Source organism: Paenibacillus sp. MMS20-IR301, assembly GCF_032302195.1.
Taxonomy (GTDB): domain Bacteria; phylum Bacillota; class Bacilli; order Paenibacillales; family Paenibacillaceae; genus Paenibacillus_AQ.
The window spans coordinates 3523876-3543657 of the sequence record NZ_CP135275.1 but is presented as its reverse complement, the minus strand read 5'-3'; the positions used below and the strand labels follow the sequence as shown (position 1 = coordinate 3543657).

Genomic DNA, 19782 nt, shown 5'->3' with positions numbered 1-19782 from the left:
TACAGCGTTAAATATAATGAAAAAAACATTACCCCGGCTTAACAATTGAAAAAACCTGTGCTGACATGCCCTTCCTATAATAAAGATAAATTCTTGTAGGGAGGAAAATTGCAATGAGTACGTTAAAGACCCGTTACATGCTGACTGATTCCCAGAAAATGATGATTTTTGTGCTGTCGATGTCGCTTTACGGCTTGTCGAATATGTTCACGGAGCTTGTGCCGAGCATTCAGCTGGGGCCTGTTGAATTGTCTATTGAATACTTCGCGTTCATTCCTTTGACGCTGTGTATGCTGTTCCATCCCCTGTATGCGGCAATCGGTGCGGCTGTGGGGGAAGTGATCTTCGGTGAGCTGATGCTGGGACAATTCGGCGGGCTGGGTGAACTGGAGAAATTCATTACCTTCTCTCTTGCGATGTATACGGCAGGCCTGATGGTATCCGATCCGAAGAACCGCAGGCAGGTTGGGGTTGCCGCTATTACCGGAGTTATTATTCACCAGTTCTTCAGCTCAGCGGTGGATATTGTGAAGGTGTGGGTCGGTGTGGAGGAGCTGGAAGCGGTCAAGGGTCTGGCGGAAAGTATTGTAATTATCGAGGGTGTCGGGTTCCTGAATGATGTGCTGTTCTCGGGTATTCTGTTCGCGCTGCTGCCTACGATGTATCTGGTTCCCCGTTTATACGGTAAAATCGAACCGCTGCTCGGCATGAAGCCGCGGGAGCGGAACATGAAATATGCCACCGGCGCCTGGCTGTCCCCGAAGCTGGTCATTGGCGGTACGGTGCTGGTGATGATTGCGCTGGGTGCAGAACTGCTCTCGGAATCCGGCTGGAACTTTGGCGATTTCGAGCTGGCCTGGGCAGAATCTAATGAGAGCAGTCTGATTTGGCTGAGTATGCTGGCAGCGCTCATCGTGGCGGTTATAACAGTTCTGTCGCTGCTCCGGCGGGCTGCGCGCAGGCGGCAGGAAGCGGGCGGGGCCGATGCGTAAACCGGTCATAGAGCTGAGCGGAATATCCTTCACCTATCCGGGAGCTGAACAAGCTGTGCTGCAGGATGTATCGCTGCGGCTTATGAAGGGAGACTTCACTGCCGTGATCGGCAGCAACGGGTCGGGCAAATCTACGCTGTGCAAATGCTTTAATGGACTGATTCCGCATTATTACACGGGTGAGTTCAGCGGAGAAGCGGTAATCTGCGGGAAGCCGGCGGCGGGGCGGAGTGTGGCTGAGCTATCCAGGCATATCGGATATGTCTATCAGGATTTCGAGAATCAGCTGGTCCGGCCGACCGTCCTGGATGATGTGTCCTTCACGCCGCTCAATTACGGCTTCGCAGATTACAAAGAGCGGGGGGAACGGGCGCTGGCACTGACCGGGCTGAGTGAGCTGCGGCATGAATTTGTCTGGCAGCTGAGCGGCGGGCAGAAGCATCTGCTAGCGCTTGCAGGGGCACTCGCGATGGATCCGGAGATTCTCGTTATTGATGAACCGGTCGCCCAGCTCGATCCGCAGCATGCCCGCCACATCTATGATATTCTGCGCAGGCTGAATGAGCAGCACGGCAAAACGATTGTGGTTATTGAGCATCACGCGGAATTTATCGCCGAATACTGCCGGAAGGTGGTTTTAATGGATAATGGTTCAGTCCGCTGGCATAAGCCTGTACGGGAAGCCCTGTCTTCTGTACAAGAGCTGCTCGCACTGGGGATCTATCCGCCGGATGTCACCAGAGCAGCCTGGATGCTGCAGCCAGGCGGATCACAGGAGAGGCTGCTTCCGCTGAGTGTGGAGGAGGGCAGGCTGCTGATGGTCCGCCGGGCCGACCTGCCGGAGGAGTCTGCTCGCGCAGAGCTTCCTTACGGGCAGGCTGTCACGGACATCCGGCAGGGAGAAACGATCGTGGAGCTTAACAGTGTCCAGCTGTCGTACCGTACGATTCACAAGACGCTCCATCCCGTGCTGAACGGTATAGAGCTGAAGCTGGGGCAGGGCGAGTCTGTCGCGCTCATCGGAAATAACGGGGCAGGTAAATCCTCCCTAATGAAGCTGATTGCCGGGATTGCCAGGCCGTCATCCGGCACTGTGCAGGTCAACGGAATGACCGTGAACGGGCTGCCGCCCGAGCGGCTGTCCGGGACTGTGGCCTATGTATTCCAGAATCCGGAGGAGATGTTCATCGAGGACTCCGTGGAGAAGGAAATTGCCTATTATCTGAAGGCACGGAAGCTGGCGGATGCGGAGGCCAGAACAGCAGAGATGCTGGCATCGTTCCGGTTAAGTGAGCTTGCCGGTCGGGATGCCCGCCTGCTGAGCGGGGGCCAGCAGCGGCGGGTCTCGCTGGCGGTTGGCGCCGCTGTCCGTCCGGCAATTATGCTGCTGGATGAGCCTACAGCCAATCTCGATATTTCCACCAGGCAGGAGATGGTCAGTGTGCTGAAGACGCTGCGCAGTCATGTGAAGACAGTGGTCATTGCCACCCACGACATGCAGCTGGTGTCCGAATGGGCCAGCAGAATTATCGTTCTGCATCAGGGACAGATCATCGCTGACGGAACGAAGGATGAGATCTTCGCTGACAGCCTGCTCTTAAGGCGAGCCGGGCTGGCAGAGACGCAGCTGATGGAGCTGGGCCGGAATCTGGGGCTGCCGGGCATTTGCAGCAGTCTGGAGCAGTTCGTCAGCCGGGCAGAATTACAGAGGGAGGCTGCAGGAACCTATGGAGGCTGTTAAGAAGGCGCTGGACCGGATATCGGTCGAACAGATTAAGCTGCAGCTGCTTGGAACCGCCTATAACAGCAGTGCTACGTTTCTCGGGCGGCTTGACCCGCGTACTCTGCTGATATGGTATTTGTTTTTTGCCATCGTGCCTTGGTTTGTCCATAACCGTACAATCCTGTTAGGCATGTTCGTGCTGATGGTTATAACCACCGTTCTGTCGCGCGTCAGCCCGCTCATTATCTTCATCCTCTGTCTCGGCTTAACCGGCCAGATCGGCTGGATGTTCCTGCTGACGCTCTTTTTCGGCGGAGGGACGGAATCTCTGCTGCCAATGCTGACCTTGACGCTGAAGCTGTCCGTCATTTCCCTGGCGAGCATCACGGTGTTCTCCAGCCTCGACCCTGAACGGCTCAGTGACGGGCTGTCCGCATTGGGTGTTCCGGATACCTTTGCTTTCAGCTTGTCGTACGGCTACCGCATTCTGCCGGCCCTGCTGGAGGAGTTCCACCAGATTCTGTTATCCTTCAGGCTCCGTGGCCAGCGCCCTTCCCGGCACGGGCTGCTCTACTGGAGAACAGCCGCTTATTATCTGCGGATTGTGGTGCTGGTCTTCTATCCGCTGATGCTCAATACGGCGAAGCGCTCACGGACCACGATTGAAGCGCTGGAGACACGCGGGTTCAGCTATGGCCTGGGTAACCCGAAGGTGAAGAAGATCAAGCTGTCTTATTTGCGAATGAAGCGTACGGACTGAGCTTTTGCATCGGGCTCAGCCGTTTATATTATCATCCTGTTCTGGCTGGGGACGCTGTATCCCGGGCTGGTATATTAACCTGCAGCTAAACAACCTACTTGAAGGAGCACAGCTATAATGAATATTGATCTGCACACACACGGCAAGCTGTCGAAGAAATCTGCATTTTCCCCGGAGTATTTCGCTGAAATGATGGCGGAGGCTAAGGAAAACGGGCTGCAGGCGGTCGCGTTAACCGAGCATTTTAACACTTCCAATTTCTATGCAATGTACGAAGCGCTGGACCGGCTCTACCCTTATAACGGGCATTATTATGATGTGAACGGCCTGAAGCTGTTTCCTGGCATGGAGGTTGATATTGCAGAAACAGGCCATATTCTGCTGATCGGGCTTAAGGAGAACGTTCTTGCCGTTCGTGCCCTGCTGGAGGCTCATACCCTTGAGGGCAGCTTCATTCCGTTCAGACAGCTGCTTGATTATGCGGATGAATACCGGCTGTGGAAGATCGGCGCGCATCCGTTCCGGACCTCTACTCCGCTGCATCAGCTTGATCCTGAGCTGCTGAAGCGGCTGGATGCCTTTGACTACAATGCCAAGGATATTTATATGCAGGGGGCGGAGGCTTACAAGAATCTGATCACACCGTTCGCAGCGCAGCTGGGGGTCCCGGTTATTGCCGGCAGCGACAGCCACCAGTGCCTGCAGTATGGCAGTGTGGTGAATAAGCTGCATGAGCCCTGTTCTACGGTTGAAGAGCTTAAGGAGGCGGTGAAGCAGGGCAGATATGAGATCGAGCTGTCGCCATGCCTGCCTGTTAAAGTAAAGGCTTCGGTGATGATGAAAAAGCTGCTGAAGCAGCTGGCGGGTGAAGCGCCTTCGAGGGATGAGGCGGAGATAGAGTATCAGGCGTAGGCTCCCGCTGGTTGGGGCTGATTAAACTGTAAACAAGCCGGCAATGGTGCCGGCTTGTTTCAGTTTAGGCTATTATTCAAAAGCCTGCAGCAGTGCCTGCGGATTAAACGGACCTACAATTTTGTAAGCATTCAAATGCGGGTTATTCAGATCATTATCATAAATAATCAGATGGCTGTTTCCCTTCAGAATGATATCAAAACGCTGTTTCCGGTCAGCCTGTACGATCGTAATATAATAGCTGTGTGCATTACCGGAAGTTACATTCCGGGCGGATTTTAATAAACGGACGTCAGAGAAACCGGCAAATATTTGTTGAATAGCCTTTGGTTCAGTAACCACGATATCCTTTTGTTCACCGGGAACAGAAGACAGGCGCGTAATTTCCAGGGAAGCGATATCCTCCAATGTTATCATCCGGGCAACTATTTTTTTGAGTGAAGTGTAGCGGCTTGCGGTATAAGCCATGAGAGAAACACCTGCAGCCGCCAGAATGGCGCCGGTCAGCATATACTTGTCGCTTTTTTTCATTGATTCTGTTCCTCCTTGCAGTATGGTTGTATAAGTCACAATTATAAATCTATCTATTCCTCCAAGCAAATCCGCTTCTTTTACTTATATTTCGCTTATTCTCTTTAACGCTTGTAAGCAACCACCCGAATTCTGCGGTAGTCCATCACCCAGCGCCCCTCCTGAAAGAGCGCCGGTCTCAGCTCCTGCTCCAAATGCTGAAGGACCGCCTCCCAGACACCCATAAAATAATTGTCACGCCCGAGGCTGCTCAAGTGTTATATCTATAGAAACAGAAGAAATAGAAAAAATTAAAAGAAGGGAGACCAGCGTGGATTCCATAGAAGAGAAGATCAGGAGGATACAGGCCGGAGATGCCAGCCTGTTCTCAGATGTAATCAGGCTGTACCAGCAGCAGATCTACCTCTACTGCTTCCGGCTGCTGAACAGCAGGGTAGAGGCAGAGGATGCGGTGCAGGATATCCTGATTAAGGCTTACCAGAATATCGGGCAATACAAGCCGCAGGCGGGTTTCGTATCCTGGCTTTACAAGATCGCTTACCATCATTGTCTGAACCAGTTGAGGCGGCAGAAATTTCAGCTTCAGCTGCGAAGGCTTCTCCGGCAGGAGGTCACGGTGAACAGCGCTGAACAAACGGTCGAGAACCGTCTATTCAGCGAGCCGGTCTCAGCCGCCCTGGGGAAGCTGAATGCGGAAGACCGGAATTTGCTGATTCTGCGTATTTATGAAGATAAATCGTTTGCGGAAATCGGCGAAATCCTGGGCGTCAGCACGGCTGCTGCACGCAAAAGATATGAACGGACCAGAAGCAAGCTCAAAAAGGTGCTCGAAAGAAAGGAGATACAACTATGGACAAGCGTGAATTGACCCAGGAGGAGCGGTTTCTGAAGGACGGTGACCGGTCTGCCGGTTTCACCCCGGTTGATGTACATGAACCCGTAATGAAAGCGCTCGGGCTTGGCGGAACGCTATCGGCTGCAGGAGAGCTGACCTCTCCGCCAAGCGGAGAGACTCCTAACATTATGCGCAGGCTGGAGGCAGAAGCCGGAACGAGTCGGAGACGCAAGCGAATCCCGCGGATTCCGGTGCAGGGCTGGGCGGCGGCACTCCTTGTAATAGTCTTGCTGGGCGGCGGCTATACCCGGTATTCCGGTGAACTCCGGCAGGGAGCTGAGTCCCAGTACAAGGTGCTGCCTTATAAGCCGCTTCCGGCGACGAACTCAGGCGGTATGATTATGAAGCCGGATGAACCCTTGATTCCCTGGCCGGCCCAGGCGCAGCCGAGTGAAGAGGATGAACTCTACAAGCTGAAATATTCAAAGGGCTACAATGTTATAGAGACACTGCTGAATCCCGGAGAGTATGCCACATATGTGATCAAACGTGCAGACAGGGAAGAAGAAGGTCATCTTGGCTTGTACAGCCCGCCGATCATATTCAAGGACTACTCCGCCTATAAGACCAGTGCAGAGAAGTACCACGCTCCGGAAGTGAAGCAGCCGGGGAATATGCCGGAGGGGTATATCCTGGATGAGGCGTTAATCAAGCCCTCCTTGATAAAGGTTGAAGATGAGAAGCAGTTTAAAGGCGAAAGCGAGATTGACCTGGGAGACAACTTCCGGATGACCTGGAAAAGGGAGAAGGCGGAGAACATCGCTTATGATTCTTCTGCGCTGGTGTACAAGAAGGGGAAGAGTCAGGTGAGAATCAGCGCTTCGCGTGTGGATGAGAAGGCTGAACCGGCAGAAAGCCTGCTGTGGACCGAAACGACAAAGGTTGAAAATATTGATATTGGCGGCAAGGAGCTTATTTATCTCGAACCCTCCAGCGATGAAAAGATTGATCTGGGGTATAAGTACAGACTGGTCTGGTCAGATCCGGAAGCACAGATCATCTATAATATGTCGGTCCGTGAGGAGGAACCGGAGTTAACCAAGGATGAGGTCATCCGCATTGCGGCCGGTATGATGAATTAACATAATCCGGTTACTTTAATTACTAAACGTTTTCTTTAGTTACGTAAGCTTCCAAGGCAGCCCTCTTGCAGCTATGATAATTGTGAAAATATGCACAAGGGGGCAACACAACAATGAACAAGAGATTAGCAGCTGCACTTATTCTCGTTCTCTCCGTTATGCTGGTTATCGCTGGCTGCGGTAACAACAATGCGGGCAGCAGTACCAATGAGAGCACGGGTAAGAATACCGCGACTACAGAGCCGGCAGCGACTGCAGAGCCTAAAGAGACAGCCGAAGCCGTATCTGGGGCATCTGAAGCAAATTATACACCCTATGACCAGTTAAAAGATAAATATGATATTATCATCGTCGGTGCAGGCGGTGCGGGAATGTCGGCGGCACTGGAAGCCAAAGCTAACGGCATGAATCCGGTGATCCTGGAGAAAATGCCGGTAGCCGGCGGTAACACTACCAAGTCCTCCTCCGGGATGAACGCATCGCAGACGAAGTTCCAGAAGGAGCAGGGAATTGAAGACAGCAACGACCTGTTCTACGAAGAGACTCTGGCCGGCGGTCATGATACGAACAATAAGGAATTGCTCCGGTTCTTCGTGGACAACTCGGCAAGTGCGGTTGACTGGCTGGATTCAATCGGCATCCGTCTGAACAACATCACCATTACCGGCGGAATGAAAGAGAAACGTACCCACCGTCCGGAGGACGGCTCTGCAGTAGGCCAATATCTGGTAGCAGGTCTAGTGCGGAATGTTCAAGAGAAGGGTATTCCCTTGTTCGTTAATGCAGATGTGAAGGAGCTTACTGTACAGGATGGTAAAGTGAACGGCGTTAAGGTGCTGTTCAACCAGGCAGATGAGAAAATTATCACCGGCTCGGCAGTTATCGTGACTACCGGCGGTTTCGGCTCCAATATGGAGATGATTACATCCGTCCGGCCCGACCTTGCAGGCTATGTAACTACGAATCAGATCGGCAGCACAGGTGACGGGATCCGGATGATTGAACAGGTTGGCGGGACTACGGTAGATCTGGATCAGATTCAGGTTCACCCGACAGTGCAGCAGGAGAAATCCTACCTGATCGGTGAAGCGGTCCGCGGCGAAGGCGCTATTCTCGTCTCAAACGAAGGTAAACGCTTCGGCAACGAAATGGATACCCGTGATAAAGTAACGGCTTCGATCAATACCCTGCCTGACAAATCAGCCTATCTGGTATTTGATTCCGGCGTGAAATCCCGGGTCAAGGCAGTTGACCAATATATCAAGATGGGCGTTGTCAAAACAGCGGACACGATTGAAGCACTGGCTGAACAAATCAATGTTCCGGCAGCTGAACTCAAGGCGACAGTGGACACATGGAACGGTGCAGTCAAGAGTAAGACGGATGCGGAATTCGGCAGAACTACCGGGATGGACAATGACCTGTCCGGCGCCCCTTATTATGCCATCCTGATTGGCCCCGGGATTCACTATACGATGGGCGGCGTAGTGATCAATACGAATACTGAAGTCCTGAACAAGGAAGGCAGCCCGATTACCGGATTGTTCGCAGCAGGTGAGGTTGTCGGCGGATTACACGGCCAGAACCGTATCGGCGGCAACTCGGTGGCGGAGATTATTATTTTCGGACGCCAGGCCGGAATCAAGTCAGCTGAGTTTGTAAAAGCGCAATAAGCAATCATTGCATATGATTATGATGGAAAAAAGGGATGCCCCTAAGCCGCAGGCTTACAGGGCATCCCTTCTTGTGTGTCTCCGGCGCCTACCCCTGAATGGCCGGAGACGGGGAGGGCTTGGCTGTCCGGGTTAAGGAGAACAGCTCCAGCTCCGGCCGGTGCCTGCCGGCCAGTGTATCGGACAGGAGCTCGGCAGCAATCATGCTGTAGACGGTGCCGTTGCCGCCGTAGCCCTCAATGAAATAACAGTGAGGGTATTCCGGATGAGGGCCCATGTACGGCAAGCCGTCCCGTGTTGAGCCGAAGACGGCTCCCCAGGAATATTCAGCTTCAATTCCCTGAAGCTCCGGAAACAAAGCCACTAGCTCCTCCAGCAGCCGCTGGCTTTGCGAGAGCACCCGCACCTCCCGGCGGTCAGGATCAGTGAGCTGCTCGTCCTTGCCGCCGGCGATGATCCGGCCGTCCGGAGTCGTCCGGAAGTACAGATAAGGCCGGGCAGTCTCCCAGATGAGGCTTTGTTCATGCCATTTCGGCATGCTGCGCAGAGGTTTGGTCATAACGGCATAGGTATTAATCAGCTCTGCACCGCGGTCCTTCTTCATTTCCTGGGTTTCGTAGCCCATGGCAAAAACAACATTCTTCGCAAAAATCCGGCCATGCCTTGTATGGCAGATTACACCGTCAGTTCTATATTCATAGCTCAGCGCTTCCGTATGTGCGTAGACACGGACTCCGCCGGAGTGCGCCTTATGAATCAGGCTGTGCACGGTGCGGAACGGATTCGTTTCTGCATCCCCTCTGGAATACAGGGCCGCGGGCCGCGAAAAGGAATAATGGGAGCGGATTTTTTCCTCATTCCACAGTTCCGAATCAAAGCCGTGCGAGGCGAGATTCTCCTGCTCCAGCTTCAGTGCAGGCACATCCTCCAGGGAGCTGGCATAGAGCAGGCTGCTGCGGGGAATGATCTGCGGATCGATTTCAAGCTTCTCCGGCAAATCAAGAATTGCTTGAAGGCCCCGCTGGCACAGCTTATAGAAGAGCACACCGTTCTCTTCGCCGAAGGTATTCATGCAGGAGGTCAGCGATTTGTCATTGGCAATCTGCAGTAATCCTGTATTGGCATGTGAGCTTCCGCCTGCTACAGATCTTTTATCGATGATAACAGTATCTGCTCCGGTGAGTGACATACGGTAGGACATCATCGCTCCGCCCATACCGCCGCCGACAATCAGGCAATCGCAGGCTGTGTCCCCTTCCAGTACCGGATAGACAGGAGGATGAGGCAGTGTATTCGCCCAGGGCAATTGTCCGCTGATGAGTTTCATGAGTTAAGTCTCTCCTTTGTATGATTCCTGATAAGGTATTATTTGCAGCCTGCCGGGTGCTCATGCGCAGCCGTGCAGGCTTTTATCCAGATTTGTGTAAGCCTCTCTTGTGCCCGCAGGCACATAAAGAGCTTGCCCCGGCGGCATACTAAAGAACGCTTGAACATCCAGAAGGAGGGAATACCGAACATGCAATCTAACCAAATGCAGGCGCTTAGCGGAAAAGAATTGGAATACATCGCCGATTCGATCTCCAACGAGGATTTGCTGATCAAACAGCTGGCTGCTACAGCCGGAACAACCCAGAATCAGGCGGTGCAGGGAATTTGTATCCAGCAGATTCAGAGCCATACCCACCATATGGATATGCTGGTACAGCTGCTGCATCAGCATCAGCAGTATGCGCCAACCCAGCCGCAATAAGCTGAGCTGTGAATGCCGGCAGCTTAGGCCGGTGCTTCCGAAGCTAATCTGTAAGAAGAAACTCAACTTATAAGGAGGTTTTATTGTGTACGCACAAAACGGAACGTCATTTATGGCGGACGAGGATTTGCTGAACACGATTTTGGCTGATTTGAAGCGGACTGTCCGCGAATATACAACTGCAGCCACCGAATCGAACTGTCAGACGGTACGCCGGGTATTCAATGATTTGACGATGGACACTCTCAGAATTCAGGGAGAGCTGTACACGCAGATGTCGCAGATGAATATGTACACGCCTCCGGGCAAGGCGCTGCGTCAGGATGTGGACAAGCAGATCCAGTGCGCCCAGCAGACCCAGCAGAAGTGCCAGCAGTTTGTACGCGAGAAAACAGGCGGAGCGGCGGCCTACAATCACGCCTCTAATGTTCCGCTGCATCAGGCCAATGTGCAGCATGGCAATCAGCATAGCAACGGATCTTACTATATGTAACCCTGATGCGGGAGAGATGAAGCATGAGTGCGCTTCCCTTCCGGTTACAGGCGGCAGTCAAGTGAAAGGAAGTCCTGTAGCCCCGCTCCGGCGGGGTTATTTTGTTTGCAGAACTGTCATTTTCATGTCATATTAATACTAAACTCTTTTCGCAGAAGGTTGTCCCTGGAACCAGGAAGGCACCCGGCTGGCGAACGATCCGGAGGGAAGGCATGAAGGAAATGAATGACTTGAAGAGGAAAGTGCTGGAACTGCTTAAGGAGGACGCGCGAAGCTCGACAGCGCTAATGGCTACCCTGCTTGGAGCGGAAGAAGAAGACGTCAAAACAGTAATTGCCCAAATGGAGCAGGATCATGTCATTGTAAAATATGCGACGGTTGTCAACTGGGATAAGGTGGATGACGAGCGGGTAACTGCGCTGATCGAGGTGCAGATTACACCGGAACGCGGCCGCGGCTTTGAAGGCATTGCCGAGCGGATTTACCTCTACCCGCAGGTCAAATCCGTCTATCTGATGTCCGGTGCCTATGATTTACTGGTCGAAGTGGAAGGACGTAATCTGCGCGAGGTGGCCAATTTCGTCTCCGAGAAGCTGTCGCCGATTGATGCGGTGCTCTCTACCAAAACAAACTTTACGCTCAAAAAATACAAACAGGACGGTATCATCTTTGAAGAGCATGAAGAAGACAACCGTCTGATGATATCTCCGTGAAGGATGTAATGCCATGATTACGAAATCGATGAACTCCTATTTGGCTCCGCTGGTCCAGCAGATTCAGCCTTCGGGTATCCGCAGGTTTTTCGATCTTGCGGCAGGCAGCAAAGATATCATATCACTCGGTGTAGGTGAACCGGATTTCAAGACACCGTGGCATGTCAGGGAAGCCTGTGTCTACTCGCTCGAACGCGGGTTTACCGGCTACACCTCCAATGCAGGGATGCCTGAGCTCCGGGAGGGCATTGCCGAATACCTGCAGACCCGGTTCGCAGTGCAATATGATCCGGCTAATCAGATTATTGCCACCGTTGGCGGCAGTGAAGCTATCGATCTGGCGCTCCGGGCCTTAATTGCCCCGGGGGATGAGATTCTTATCCCCGAGCCGTGTTATATCTCATATTCACCGATCACCGCCATCGGCGGCGGAATTCCGGTCGGGATTGAAACCTTCGGCGAGAATAACTTCAAGCTTACGGCAGAAGATCTGGAAGCGAAGATCACTCCGCGGTCCAAAATACTTATTCTCTGCTATCCGAGCAATCCGACCGGGGCCATTATGAGCCGTGAGGATTGGGAGCCGATTGCCAAGGTGGTAGAGAAGCATGATCTGATCGTCATTTCAGATGAGATTTATGCTGAACTGACTTACGGAAGCAATCATGTCAGCTTCGCTTCCCTTCCGGGAATGATTGACCGGACCATTCTGGTCAGCGGCTTCTCCAAAGCCTTCGCCATGACCGGCTGGCGGATGGGATATGCCTGCGGGCACCCGGATCTGATTGCCGCGATGCTGAAGATCCATCAGTACACCGTAATGTGCGCCCCGTCCATGGGGCAGGTGGCTGCGCTGGAGGCTTTGACCAACGGCATGGAGGAGAAGGACCGGATGACCGATTCCTACAACCAGCGGCGCAGACTGATTGTCAAGGGACTGCGCGATGCGGGTCTTGAATGCCATGAGCCACAAGGAGCATTTTATGCGTTCCCGAGCATCCAGGCTACCGGACTCACCTCTGACCAGTTCGCCCAGCGCCTGCTGCTGGAATACAAAGTTGCTGCCGTTCCGGGAAGCGTGTTTGGTCTGGGCGGGGAAGGGTATCTCCGCTGCTCTTATGCAACCTCAGTATCCCAGCTGAACGAAGCCATTGAACGAATTGGGGCATTCGTCTCACAGCTGGCCCGCGAACGGGCATAGTCATGTAAGCAGAATGAAGTAAATCGAACTATAGCCGATCACCTTCCTATATGGTATTATTTTACTCTAGGGACAAGAAACACCTGTGATAGACTGACACGGACCTCTTTAGCTGGAATCGGGCGCAGACTCCGGGCCTGTTATGAATCAGCAGCAGTGCCGGATAAAGCGCAATACTACATTAGGAGGGATGATTGTGCTAAGCGCAGATTATTACTTACCTTCCTATGGCGGGGAATGTTCTTCCGGAAGCGGGTTACGTCCTCCCAAGGGTGATGCAAATGCACGCAGGCTCTCACTTGAAGATGAAATTCAGGATCTCCGCAGCAGAATGGAACAGCTTTTTATGCAGGAGAAGTCCTTTACCTCGGATAATGTGATTGAAATAAGCAGCTTGCTTGATCTGAAGATTAATGAATATATGAAAGGCCGCCGCCGGAAATTTGAATGAACGCTGTAATTTATAAGCAATGCTGAAGAGATGCCGTCCGTTAGCGGGCGGCGTCTTTTTATGTTTCGGTCTCCGCATGTACCTGAGTAATCTCCCTAAGTTAATGCCCTGCTTTGTACGGTTATTGTAGCTATATCCCGGGTCCGGAACGGGTCCGACCTGGCCTTGCGGACATCATGGACTTCTGTCAAGAAAGTAGACTGTCACGCAACGGATTTTTTAGTGAATTGCTTAGCAAAGCGGGCGGGGGAAAGATACCCCAGCGAGCTGTGCATTCGCTTGCGATTGTAATAGAACTCAATGTATTGGAAAATAGCATCATATGCCTGTTCCGGGTTTTTGAAGCGCGGATTACAGTAGATGAGCTCTTTCTTTAAAATACTGTGCCAAGACTCAATGCAGGCGTTATCGTAGCAGTTTCCTTTACGGCTCATGCTGGATTTCATGTGGTATGTCTTTAGTTGGTCGACATATTCTTTTGAGGTATATTGAGACCCTCGGTCAGAGTGATGCAGTAGGCCCTCGCCGGGCCGCTTCGCCGTGTAAGCCGCCTGCAGTGCGTCTAAGACCAGGCTCGTCTCCATATGGTTATACAGCCGCCACCCTACGATTTCTCGCGTGCATAGATCCATGACGCTAGCTAGGTATAAGCGACCTCCACGACAAGGGATATACGTGATGTCCGTGACCCATACGGTATTGGGCTTAAGCACCTTAAACTCTTGGTTCAGTGTGTTTGGTGCAACGGGATTGCTATGCTTGGAATCGGTCGTCTGCACACGGTATGGCTTAGATACAATAGAGCGGAGCTTCATTTCTCGCATGTACACACTCACTGTGCGTTTCGTGACCGTATAGCCTTCCTGATGCAGCAGGCGGGTGATCTTCGGACTTCCATACCGTTTTTTATGATCGTCAAAATGGTACCGGATTCGCTCCATAACGGCTGCCTTGCGGAGTGCCTGCAAACTGGCTTTGGCATTGAGCCACTTGTAATATCCGCTCCTGGATACCTGTAGGGTATTGCACATCTTCTCCAAGCGAAACTCGGAGCGATGGTCCTTCATGAACTGGAATCTTAGTTCCTTGGTTTGCTGAAGATGTGCACTGCTTTTTTTACGATCGCTAGTTCTTCCTCCGTGTCAGCAAGTTGAGTGTCTTTCTCCTGAAGCTGACGGCGCATCTCTTGGAGCTCGGCTTCGAGTTCCCGTACCCGATCCATACTTGCGACCGGTTCATTCTTTAGCTCCCGGTATTGCCCCATCCACTGGTGCAGCGTACTTTTCGGAATGTCCAGCTCTTGCGCGATGTCCCCTAAGCTCTTCGTCTGTTCTTGAATGAACTTCACCGTTTGCTTCTTATATTCTTCGTTGTACCGTTGTCGTTTTTCTCCCATAGGGACGCACCTCCGTTGCTCTTATTATCCCTCCGTCCGTTAACAGTCGTCCACTTTCCATTCTAATCCCAAAACTCACTTTTTCAATGGAATAACGGCGCTGGTGTCCGTTAAGAATCTGCACTCAGGCTTTGCCGCCGCTTAACGTCTCTCCTGTCCGTAACGCTAAGCTACTAACCTGAACACAGCTGAATGGCGGACTACTTTCTTGACGGAAGTTACCTGAGTCTCCCCCAGTCACTGCAGTCCCCAGCCGCAGTTAATTTATATTTATTTACAAAATAATCAATTAAATGTATTATGAATGAACAGTCATTCATTTTAAGGAGGCATGCGGGTCTTGGATATGAGCGATAACGGCAAGCTGCTGGTACATAAATTCAATGAGGGCTTTGAGCTGCTGGCTCCGGATAAGGCGACCCGGCAGATTATTGAGCACGCGGCCCTGATTTTTTCAAGGAAGGGCTATGCCGGAACCAAAATTAAGGATATTGCCGCCAGTGCAGGCTTCAGCCAGGGATATGTCTATATGTATTTCAAATCAAAGGATGAAATCTTCACCAAAGTTGTTGAGCTTGCTTCCGAGGGTGCAGGAATGTCAGTGCAGTATGCTGCAGAGCTGGAAGGCAGCCCGCTGGAGCGGATTACCTGGCTTACGGAAGCCTTCATATCCCCGGACAGCATCGCTATGCAGCACTGGCGGCTCATTCTGCTCCAGACCGCTACGCCCGAAGCTATTCCGGAGGAAGCCGGACTTGTTGCGAAAGCGAAGATTATGAAGCCGTTCGAGCATCTTATTCCCCTGATTATTGCCGGACAGCAGGCAGGTGAGATTGTGGCGGGTGATCCGGCGGAAATTGCGGTCGCGTACTTTTCTTTTATACAAGGACTGGGGATTGCCAGGCTTCAGACTACGGCTGCGGCTCCATTTCCCTCGGCAGAGCTGGTGCTGCGTTTCATGAAGAGGTCGTAGGTAAATCTGGTCATTAACTTATTAGGAGCTGACGGCAATGGTGAAGGTGTATAAAAGTGAGGCCGGTAAAGAACGGGTATTGCGCTCTTATAATAAACTGCTGCTGGAGTATTGGCCGGCTGAAATGCAGGAGCTGAAGCTTGCCACGAAATACGGGATTACTCATTGTATTACAGCGGGCAATCCGGCTAATCCTCCGCTGATGCTGCTCCATGGGGTAGGGGATAACTCTGCCGTAATGTGGATGCTGAATATCCGGGAGCTTGCACAGTATTACTACTGTATCGCAGTCGATACACTGGGCGGGCCGGGGAAAAGCATTCCTAACGGGAATTATACGAAGCAAAGCTTCAATCAGGTGGACTGGATCAATGAAATTGCCGATCAGCTGCGGCTGGGCAGGTTCTATCTGGCCGGGGTCTCCAACGGGGCTTATATGGCCTATAACTATACTATAAACGAGAGCGGAAGAGTGATTAATACGGTGTGCATGGAGGGGGGAATGGTCAGCTCGCCGTTAAAAGCCATGGTCCGCACCCTGATGATGATGTTCCCGGAAATTCTTGTACCGACACACCGCAATCTGCTGAAAGTTGCCCGGAAACTCAGCTCGCCTGCCTCCGGACTGTTTGATCATCACCCCGAGGTTGGCGAGCATCTGGTGTTACTGATGAAGAACCATAACCAGCAGGCGATGTTCGTGCACAAGCTTCAGCTGTATGATAAAGCGCAGGCGGTTGCTGTCCGGGATAAGCTCTATTTTTTGCTGGGGGATTATAAGCTGGAGCACAAGCGGGAATTCACAGCCATTCTGGAGGATGGCGGTTTTCACTATACGGTTATACCCGATGCCGGACACGGCATTAATCATGAGCAGCCGGAACGGATTAACCGCGAGCTGATCGGTTTTCTGAAGGATCATATTGCAAATTAACAGATAGGCCAAAGGTCATCCTGCAGAGGGTGGCTTTTTTTGCTCTTTTAACTGGTGAAAATGTAACAGGCGTTTGCGGCAGATTTTTCACAATTTCACAACAAATTATTCTATGATTCGACAAAAAGTTAACAAACCAGTCGTATCTCCCGCCGGGATTTTTCAATATGCTTGTAGCAGCTTTACTAACAATGGGGGGATTCATATGGCTAATGCTGTTCACAAGGGAATTAATAGGCTCCGGTTCAAAAGCATACGCATGCGAACATTTGCATTCATCCTGCCCGTCTTCCTGCTTACGCTGCTGCTGGTTGCTTCATTGTCTTACATGTACGCCAGGAACATTATCACTGATGAGGTTAAGCAGAAAATGAATTTGCAGATATCGGATATTTCAAACGAAATTAACGCCAATCTTGGCGCGCACAGCAAGGTGCCGGAGGTATTAGCCCGGACTGTGGAGAGCCAGGCCTCCGCGTTTACACTGGATGAGTACAGAACCATGCTAAGCAGCGCCTTGAAAGCAAACGAGGATACGTTTGGTGCCGGAATCTACTTCGAACCGGGAAGATATGACAATAACACGGAATTTTTCTCTACATATGCTTACAGGGACGGTGCGGATATTGTGACTACTGAGCAGTACAGTGACCCGTCCTATAATTACCCTCAGCAGGACTGGTACGCCATCGGCAAGGAGCATAGAGGCATTACTGATCCGTATTATGATCAAGGTACGGATACGACGATGACTACATTTGCCGTGCCCTTTTTTGCTGAAGCAGGTACGCTGCTGGGTGTAATGACCGGTGATATCGATCTCAAGACACTGCAGAACAAGATTGGGCAGACCAAGGTTGGCCGGACGGGCTGGGCCATTCTGCTGGATAAGCAGGGCAATTACATCGCCGGGCCTGATCCAGAGAAGATTATGCAGCTGAGCATCGCTGAAGAAGACAATGCAAGTCTGGCTGCGGCAGGTGCAGAGATGCTCCGGCAGGACCGGGGGATGATCAGGTATTCCGCTTCCGGTGCCCCTATTCAGATGTATTATGAAAAGCTGCCGGATACCGGCTGGACGATCGGGCTTGCTGTGCCGGAGAAGGAGCTGTATGCGCCGCTGCAGGGCCTGCTGAGATCCGTTCTGCTGGTCGGTCTATCCGGACTGGCATTCACATTCGTTGCTGTGTACCTGTACAGCAGGTATATTACCCGCAAGCTGGCCGGTGTCAATGTGCTGTCCCGGCGGATGGCGGCGGGAGACTTTACAGGGAAGCTGGAAGAGGACAGCCAGGATGAATTCGGTAAAATGGCCGGGCATATGAACATGATGATTAATAATTTAGGCGGACTGCTGGGAACGGTCGGCGATCATTCGCTGCAGGTAGCCTCTACCTCAGAGCAGCTGATGTCGAGCGCCAATCAGACAAATCTTACAACAGAAGCTGTTGTACAGGCTATTCAGGATCTGGCTGCCGGAGCGGATACACAGCTTCAGTCTACCAGGGAGTCGGCAAGGGCGATGGAGGAGATGGCTGCCGGTGTGCAGCGGGTTGCCGAAGCTTCAATAGATACGGCAGAAGCAGCGGGGCGCACTGCAGGCCAGGCGCAGAGCGGGCATGCGATTATTATCCAGGCGGTTGATAAGATGAAGGAGGTGGAGCGGGCGGCTGCAGAAACCTCCGGGCTGATTCATTCTCTGGGCTCCCGGTCCGGGCAGATCGGTGATATCGTCGGTCTGATCAAGGGCATCAGCGACCAGACCGGCCTATTGGCCTTGAATGCTGCCATCGAGGCGGCAAGAGCGGGTGAAGCCGGCCGCGGCTTCTCGGTAGTTGCCGGCGAGGTGAAGAAGTTATCGGAGCAGACAGCGGAGGCAGCCGGTCATATCAGCCTGCTGATTCATGAAATTCAGCAGGGGAATGTGGCTGCAGCAGATGCAGTTACGGCGAGTGCCGGTGCTGTGCAGGAAGGGTCGCGGATGGTCGGTGAGGCAGGTAAGCTGTTCACGGATATTCTCAGCGGCATCAGTGAGATTAACACCCAGGTGCATGAGATGTCCTCCTCATCAGAACAGCTGCTGGCCGGAACCGAGGAATTAACCTCATCGGTGGAGCAGATGGCTGAAATTGCCAGGCAGGCCGTGGAGCGTTCGCAGACTGTAGCCGAGTCCTCCGAGGAGCAGCTTGCTTCCATGGAGGAGGTAGCCGCCGCCTCAACGGAGCTGGCGACAATGGCTGACGGGCTGCAGCAGGCGGTGGTTTTGTTCAGGGTGAGCTGAGCTGGAGAAGGAACATAACCATACTTACGGCATACGGCCGCTGCTGTATTTCCTGTATCCGCCTCCGGGCGGAAGGAGAGAACGGCCCGTAGCCGGATGGCTGGTTTCCGCTGCAGGCATATAATGGGTACATACGATATTTGCGGGCGGTGCTGAACGTGTTGCCCCACAAGGAGATGTTACCGATGCTGCAAGACGAAATGCTCATGGACCCGTACACTAAGGACAAGCTTCAGCTTACGCCTGCCGGGGCCGTCAATATACAGAATGGACAACAATATCCGTGGCAGCACGGATATTTTGTATTTCTGGCAGAATCGGCTGCCGAAGGCAGCAACAAAAAATATCTTGAGCTGTACAACCGGATTGCCCGTTTCTACCGGCTGTCCAATACACTGTATTTTGCGCTGAAGTTTGGCGGGGAACGCCGCTACAGGGAGCAGTTTCTGTCATCACTTGCACTGCAGGATGGTGATTCCATACTGGAGACTTCGGCGGGCAGCGCGGATAATTTCCCCTATCTGGGCGTTAAGGCAGAGCTGTACGGGCTGGATATCTCCAGCGGAATGCTGAAGCAGGCAGTACGTAATCTGCGGCGCTGGAAGCTGGAGGCCCGGCTGTTCCAGGGACAGGCGGAGCAGCTGCCTTTTGCAGATAATGTCTTTGACTGCGTCTATCATGTCGGCGGGATTAATTATTTCAGCGATCCGGCTGCCGCGGTGCTGGAGATGATCAGGGTGGCAAAGCCGGGCACGAAGCTGATGATAGCTGATGAGACGGAGCAATTGGTCAAGGGGACCTACGGGAAGGTGCCTGTGGTTAAAGGATATTTTCAGCAGAAGGAGCAGTTGCCGGGGATTGCCGGACTCATTCCGCAGGAGATGCTGGAGCTGGAATATAAGGAAGTATGCAAGGGCCTGATGTACTGCATAACTTTCCGGAAGCCGTAAGGGAGTTATTTACATGTCAGAAATGCTTATCTTTGTTTGCCTACATACCTAAGAACGATTACACTATTACTA

General features: G+C 52.4%; 20 protein-coding genes. 16 read left to right on the top strand and 4 right to left on the bottom strand.

Annotated elements, in window-relative coordinates:
• Window positions 1-113 precede the first annotated feature (113 nt).
• From LOS79_RS15435 to LOS79_RS15420, 4 genes are all read left to right on the top strand, one after another.
• Window positions 114-992 carry a DUF8171 family membrane protein gene (locus LOS79_RS15435; RefSeq protein ID WP_315421365.1) on the top strand — a complete coding sequence of 293 codons (879 nt, stop codon included), beginning with the start codon at window positions 114-116 and terminating at the stop codon, window positions 990-992.
• Window positions 985-2733 carry an ABC transporter ATP-binding protein gene (locus LOS79_RS15430; protein ID WP_315421363.1) on the top strand — a complete coding sequence of 583 codons (1749 nt, stop codon included), beginning with the start codon at window positions 985-987 and terminating at the stop codon, window positions 2731-2733. The genes LOS79_RS15435 and LOS79_RS15430 overlap by 8 nt, the downstream gene beginning before the upstream one ends.
• Entirely contained in the window at window positions 2720-3475 is a 756-nt protein-coding gene (locus LOS79_RS15425; protein ID WP_315421362.1) for an energy-coupling factor transporter transmembrane component T family protein, read from the top strand. The genes LOS79_RS15430 and LOS79_RS15425 overlap by 14 nt, the downstream gene beginning before the upstream one ends.
• 117 nt (window positions 3476-3592) lie before the next feature.
• The gene (locus tag LOS79_RS15420) at window positions 3593-4387 is read left to right on the top strand and encodes a PHP domain-containing protein (RefSeq protein ID WP_315421360.1); all 795 of its coding nucleotides are present in this window, start codon (window positions 3593-3595) and stop codon (window positions 4385-4387) included.
• Between the two features lie 72 nt (window positions 4388-4459).
• On the opposite strand, the gene LOS79_RS15415 is transcribed toward LOS79_RS15420, so the two are convergent.
• On the bottom strand, window positions 4460-4918 hold the full coding sequence (locus tag LOS79_RS15415; protein WP_315421358.1) for a hypothetical protein: 459 nt from the start codon (window positions 4916-4918) through the stop codon (window positions 4460-4462).
• A gap of 310 nt (window positions 4919-5228) precedes the next feature.
• Here LOS79_RS15415 and LOS79_RS15410 point away from each other — a divergent pair, with 310 nt between their 5' ends.
• The 3 genes from LOS79_RS15410 (at window position 5229) to LOS79_RS15400 (ending at window position 8568) form a co-directional block, all read left to right on the top strand.
• The gene (locus tag LOS79_RS15410) at window positions 5229-5786 is read left to right on the top strand and encodes an RNA polymerase sigma factor (protein WP_315421356.1); all 558 of its coding nucleotides are present in this window, start codon (window positions 5229-5231) and stop codon (window positions 5784-5786) included.
• Window positions 5768-6895: a DUF4367 domain-containing protein gene (locus tag LOS79_RS15405; RefSeq protein ID WP_315421354.1), complete on the top strand. Its 1128-nt coding sequence runs from the start codon at window positions 5768-5770 to the stop codon at window positions 6893-6895. Before LOS79_RS15410 ends, LOS79_RS15405 begins: the two co-directional genes overlap by 19 nt.
• A gap of 113 nt (window positions 6896-7008) precedes the next feature.
• Window positions 7009-8568 carry a flavocytochrome c gene (locus tag LOS79_RS15400; protein WP_315421353.1) on the top strand — a complete coding sequence of 520 codons (1560 nt, stop codon included), beginning with the start codon at window positions 7009-7011 and terminating at the stop codon, window positions 8566-8568.
• Window positions 8569-8656: 88 nt separating this feature from the next.
• Here the strand turns inward: LOS79_RS15400 and LOS79_RS15395 are convergent, their stop codons facing one another.
• On the bottom strand, window positions 8657-9895 hold the full coding sequence (locus tag LOS79_RS15395) for an NAD(P)/FAD-dependent oxidoreductase (RefSeq protein ID WP_315421350.1): 1239 nt from the start codon (window positions 9893-9895) through the stop codon (window positions 8657-8659).
• Window positions 9896-10084: 189 nt separating this feature from the next.
• On the opposite strand from LOS79_RS15395, the gene LOS79_RS15390 reads away from it, so the two are divergent.
• The 5 genes from LOS79_RS15390 to LOS79_RS33065 all read left to right on the top strand — a co-directional run bounded on the left by LOS79_RS15390 (window position 10085) and on the right by LOS79_RS33065 (window position 13176).
• The gene (locus LOS79_RS15390; protein ID WP_315421348.1) at window positions 10085-10318 is read left to right on the top strand and encodes a hypothetical protein; all 234 of its coding nucleotides are present in this window, start codon (window positions 10085-10087) and stop codon (window positions 10316-10318) included.
• A gap of 85 nt (window positions 10319-10403) precedes the next feature.
• Window positions 10404-10811 (top strand): spore coat protein, encoded by a 408-nt coding sequence (locus LOS79_RS15385; RefSeq protein WP_315421345.1) that lies wholly within the window; start codon window positions 10404-10406, stop codon window positions 10809-10811.
• Between the two features lie 212 nt (window positions 10812-11023).
• Window positions 11024-11524, top strand: coding sequence for an Lrp/AsnC family transcriptional regulator (locus LOS79_RS15380; RefSeq protein ID WP_039308379.1), 501 nt, complete (start codon window positions 11024-11026; stop codon window positions 11522-11524).
• Window positions 11525-11537: 13 nt separating this feature from the next.
• Entirely contained in the window at window positions 11538-12725 is a 1188-nt protein-coding gene (locus LOS79_RS15375; protein ID WP_315421336.1) for an aminotransferase class I/II-fold pyridoxal phosphate-dependent enzyme, read from the top strand.
• A gap of 196 nt (window positions 12726-12921) precedes the next feature.
• The gene (locus LOS79_RS33065) at window positions 12922-13176 is read left to right on the top strand and encodes an aspartyl-phosphate phosphatase Spo0E family protein (protein WP_397386761.1); all 255 of its coding nucleotides are present in this window, start codon (window positions 12922-12924) and stop codon (window positions 13174-13176) included.
• A 203-nt stretch (window positions 13177-13379) separates the two neighbouring features.
• Here the strand turns inward: LOS79_RS33065 and LOS79_RS15365 are convergent, their stop codons facing one another.
• Both LOS79_RS15365 and LOS79_RS15360 read right to left on the bottom strand, forming a co-directional pair.
• On the bottom strand, window positions 13380-14243 hold the full coding sequence (locus tag LOS79_RS15365) for an IS3 family transposase (protein WP_315416278.1): 864 nt from the start codon (window positions 14241-14243) through the stop codon (window positions 13380-13382).
• Between the two features lie 11 nt (window positions 14244-14254).
• The gene (locus tag LOS79_RS15360; protein ID WP_315416277.1) at window positions 14255-14572 is read right to left on the bottom strand and encodes a transposase; all 318 of its coding nucleotides are present in this window, start codon (window positions 14570-14572) and stop codon (window positions 14255-14257) included.
• Between the two features lie 346 nt (window positions 14573-14918).
• Here LOS79_RS15360 and LOS79_RS15355 point away from each other — a divergent pair, with 346 nt between their 5' ends.
• The 4 genes from LOS79_RS15355 (at window position 14919) to LOS79_RS15340 (ending at window position 19710) form a co-directional block, all read left to right on the top strand.
• A complete protein-coding gene (locus LOS79_RS15355) occupies window positions 14919-15545 on the top strand; it encodes a TetR/AcrR family transcriptional regulator (RefSeq protein ID WP_315422251.1) in 627 nt (208 codons plus the stop codon).
• 37 nt (window positions 15546-15582) lie between these two features.
• The gene (locus tag LOS79_RS15350; RefSeq protein ID WP_315421333.1) at window positions 15583-16479 is read left to right on the top strand and encodes an alpha/beta fold hydrolase; all 897 of its coding nucleotides are present in this window, start codon (window positions 15583-15585) and stop codon (window positions 16477-16479) included.
• Window positions 16480-16738: 259 nt separating this feature from the next.
• Window positions 16739-18760, top strand: coding sequence for a methyl-accepting chemotaxis protein (locus LOS79_RS15345; protein WP_315421329.1), 2022 nt, complete (start codon window positions 16739-16741; stop codon window positions 18758-18760).
• 185 nt (window positions 18761-18945) lie between these two features.
• On the top strand, window positions 18946-19710 hold the full coding sequence (locus LOS79_RS15340) for a class I SAM-dependent methyltransferase (protein WP_315421326.1): 765 nt from the start codon (window positions 18946-18948) through the stop codon (window positions 19708-19710).
• Window positions 19711-19782: the final 72 nt, after the last annotated feature.

Coding starts and splice junctions, on each gene's coding strand:
- LOS79_RS15415 (WP_315421358.1), bottom strand. CDS start 4,918: ATGAAAAAAAGCGACAAGTATATGCTGACCGGCGCCATTCTGGCGGCT.
- LOS79_RS15430 (WP_315421363.1), top strand. CDS start 985: ATGCGTAAACCGGTCATAGAGCTGAGCGGAATATCCTTCACCTATCCG.
- LOS79_RS15390 (WP_315421348.1), top strand. CDS start 10,085: ATGCAATCTAACCAAATGCAGGCGCTTAGCGGAAAAGAATTGGAATAC.
- LOS79_RS15420 (WP_315421360.1), top strand. CDS start 3,593: ATGAATATTGATCTGCACACACACGGCAAGCTGTCGAAGAAATCTGCA.
- LOS79_RS15405 (WP_315421354.1), top strand. CDS start 5,768: ATGGACAAGCGTGAATTGACCCAGGAGGAGCGGTTTCTGAAGGACGGT.
- LOS79_RS15350 (WP_315421333.1), top strand. CDS start 15,583: ATGGTGAAGGTGTATAAAAGTGAGGCCGGTAAAGAACGGGTATTGCGC.
- LOS79_RS15340 (WP_315421326.1), top strand. CDS start 18,946: ATGCTGCAAGACGAAATGCTCATGGACCCGTACACTAAGGACAAGCTT.
- LOS79_RS15365 (WP_315416278.1), bottom strand. CDS start 14,243: ATGAAGGACCATCGCTCCGAGTTTCGCTTGGAGAAGATGTGCAATACC.
- LOS79_RS15380 (WP_039308379.1), top strand. CDS start 11,024: ATGAAGGAAATGAATGACTTGAAGAGGAAAGTGCTGGAACTGCTTAAG.
- LOS79_RS15375 (WP_315421336.1), top strand. CDS start 11,538: ATGATTACGAAATCGATGAACTCCTATTTGGCTCCGCTGGTCCAGCAG.
- LOS79_RS15400 (WP_315421353.1), top strand. CDS start 7,009: ATGAACAAGAGATTAGCAGCTGCACTTATTCTCGTTCTCTCCGTTATG.
- LOS79_RS15425 (WP_315421362.1), top strand. CDS start 2,720: ATGGAGGCTGTTAAGAAGGCGCTGGACCGGATATCGGTCGAACAGATT.
- LOS79_RS15435 (WP_315421365.1), top strand. CDS start 114: ATGAGTACGTTAAAGACCCGTTACATGCTGACTGATTCCCAGAAAATG.
- LOS79_RS15395 (WP_315421350.1), bottom strand. CDS start 9,895: ATGAAACTCATCAGCGGACAATTGCCCTGGGCGAATACACTGCCTCAT.
- LOS79_RS15345 (WP_315421329.1), top strand. CDS start 16,739: ATGCGAACATTTGCATTCATCCTGCCCGTCTTCCTGCTTACGCTGCTG.
- LOS79_RS15360 (WP_315416277.1), bottom strand. CDS start 14,572: ATGGGAGAAAAACGACAACGGTACAACGAAGAATATAAGAAGCAAACG.
- LOS79_RS15355 (WP_315422251.1), top strand. CDS start 14,919: ATGAGCGATAACGGCAAGCTGCTGGTACATAAATTCAATGAGGGCTTT.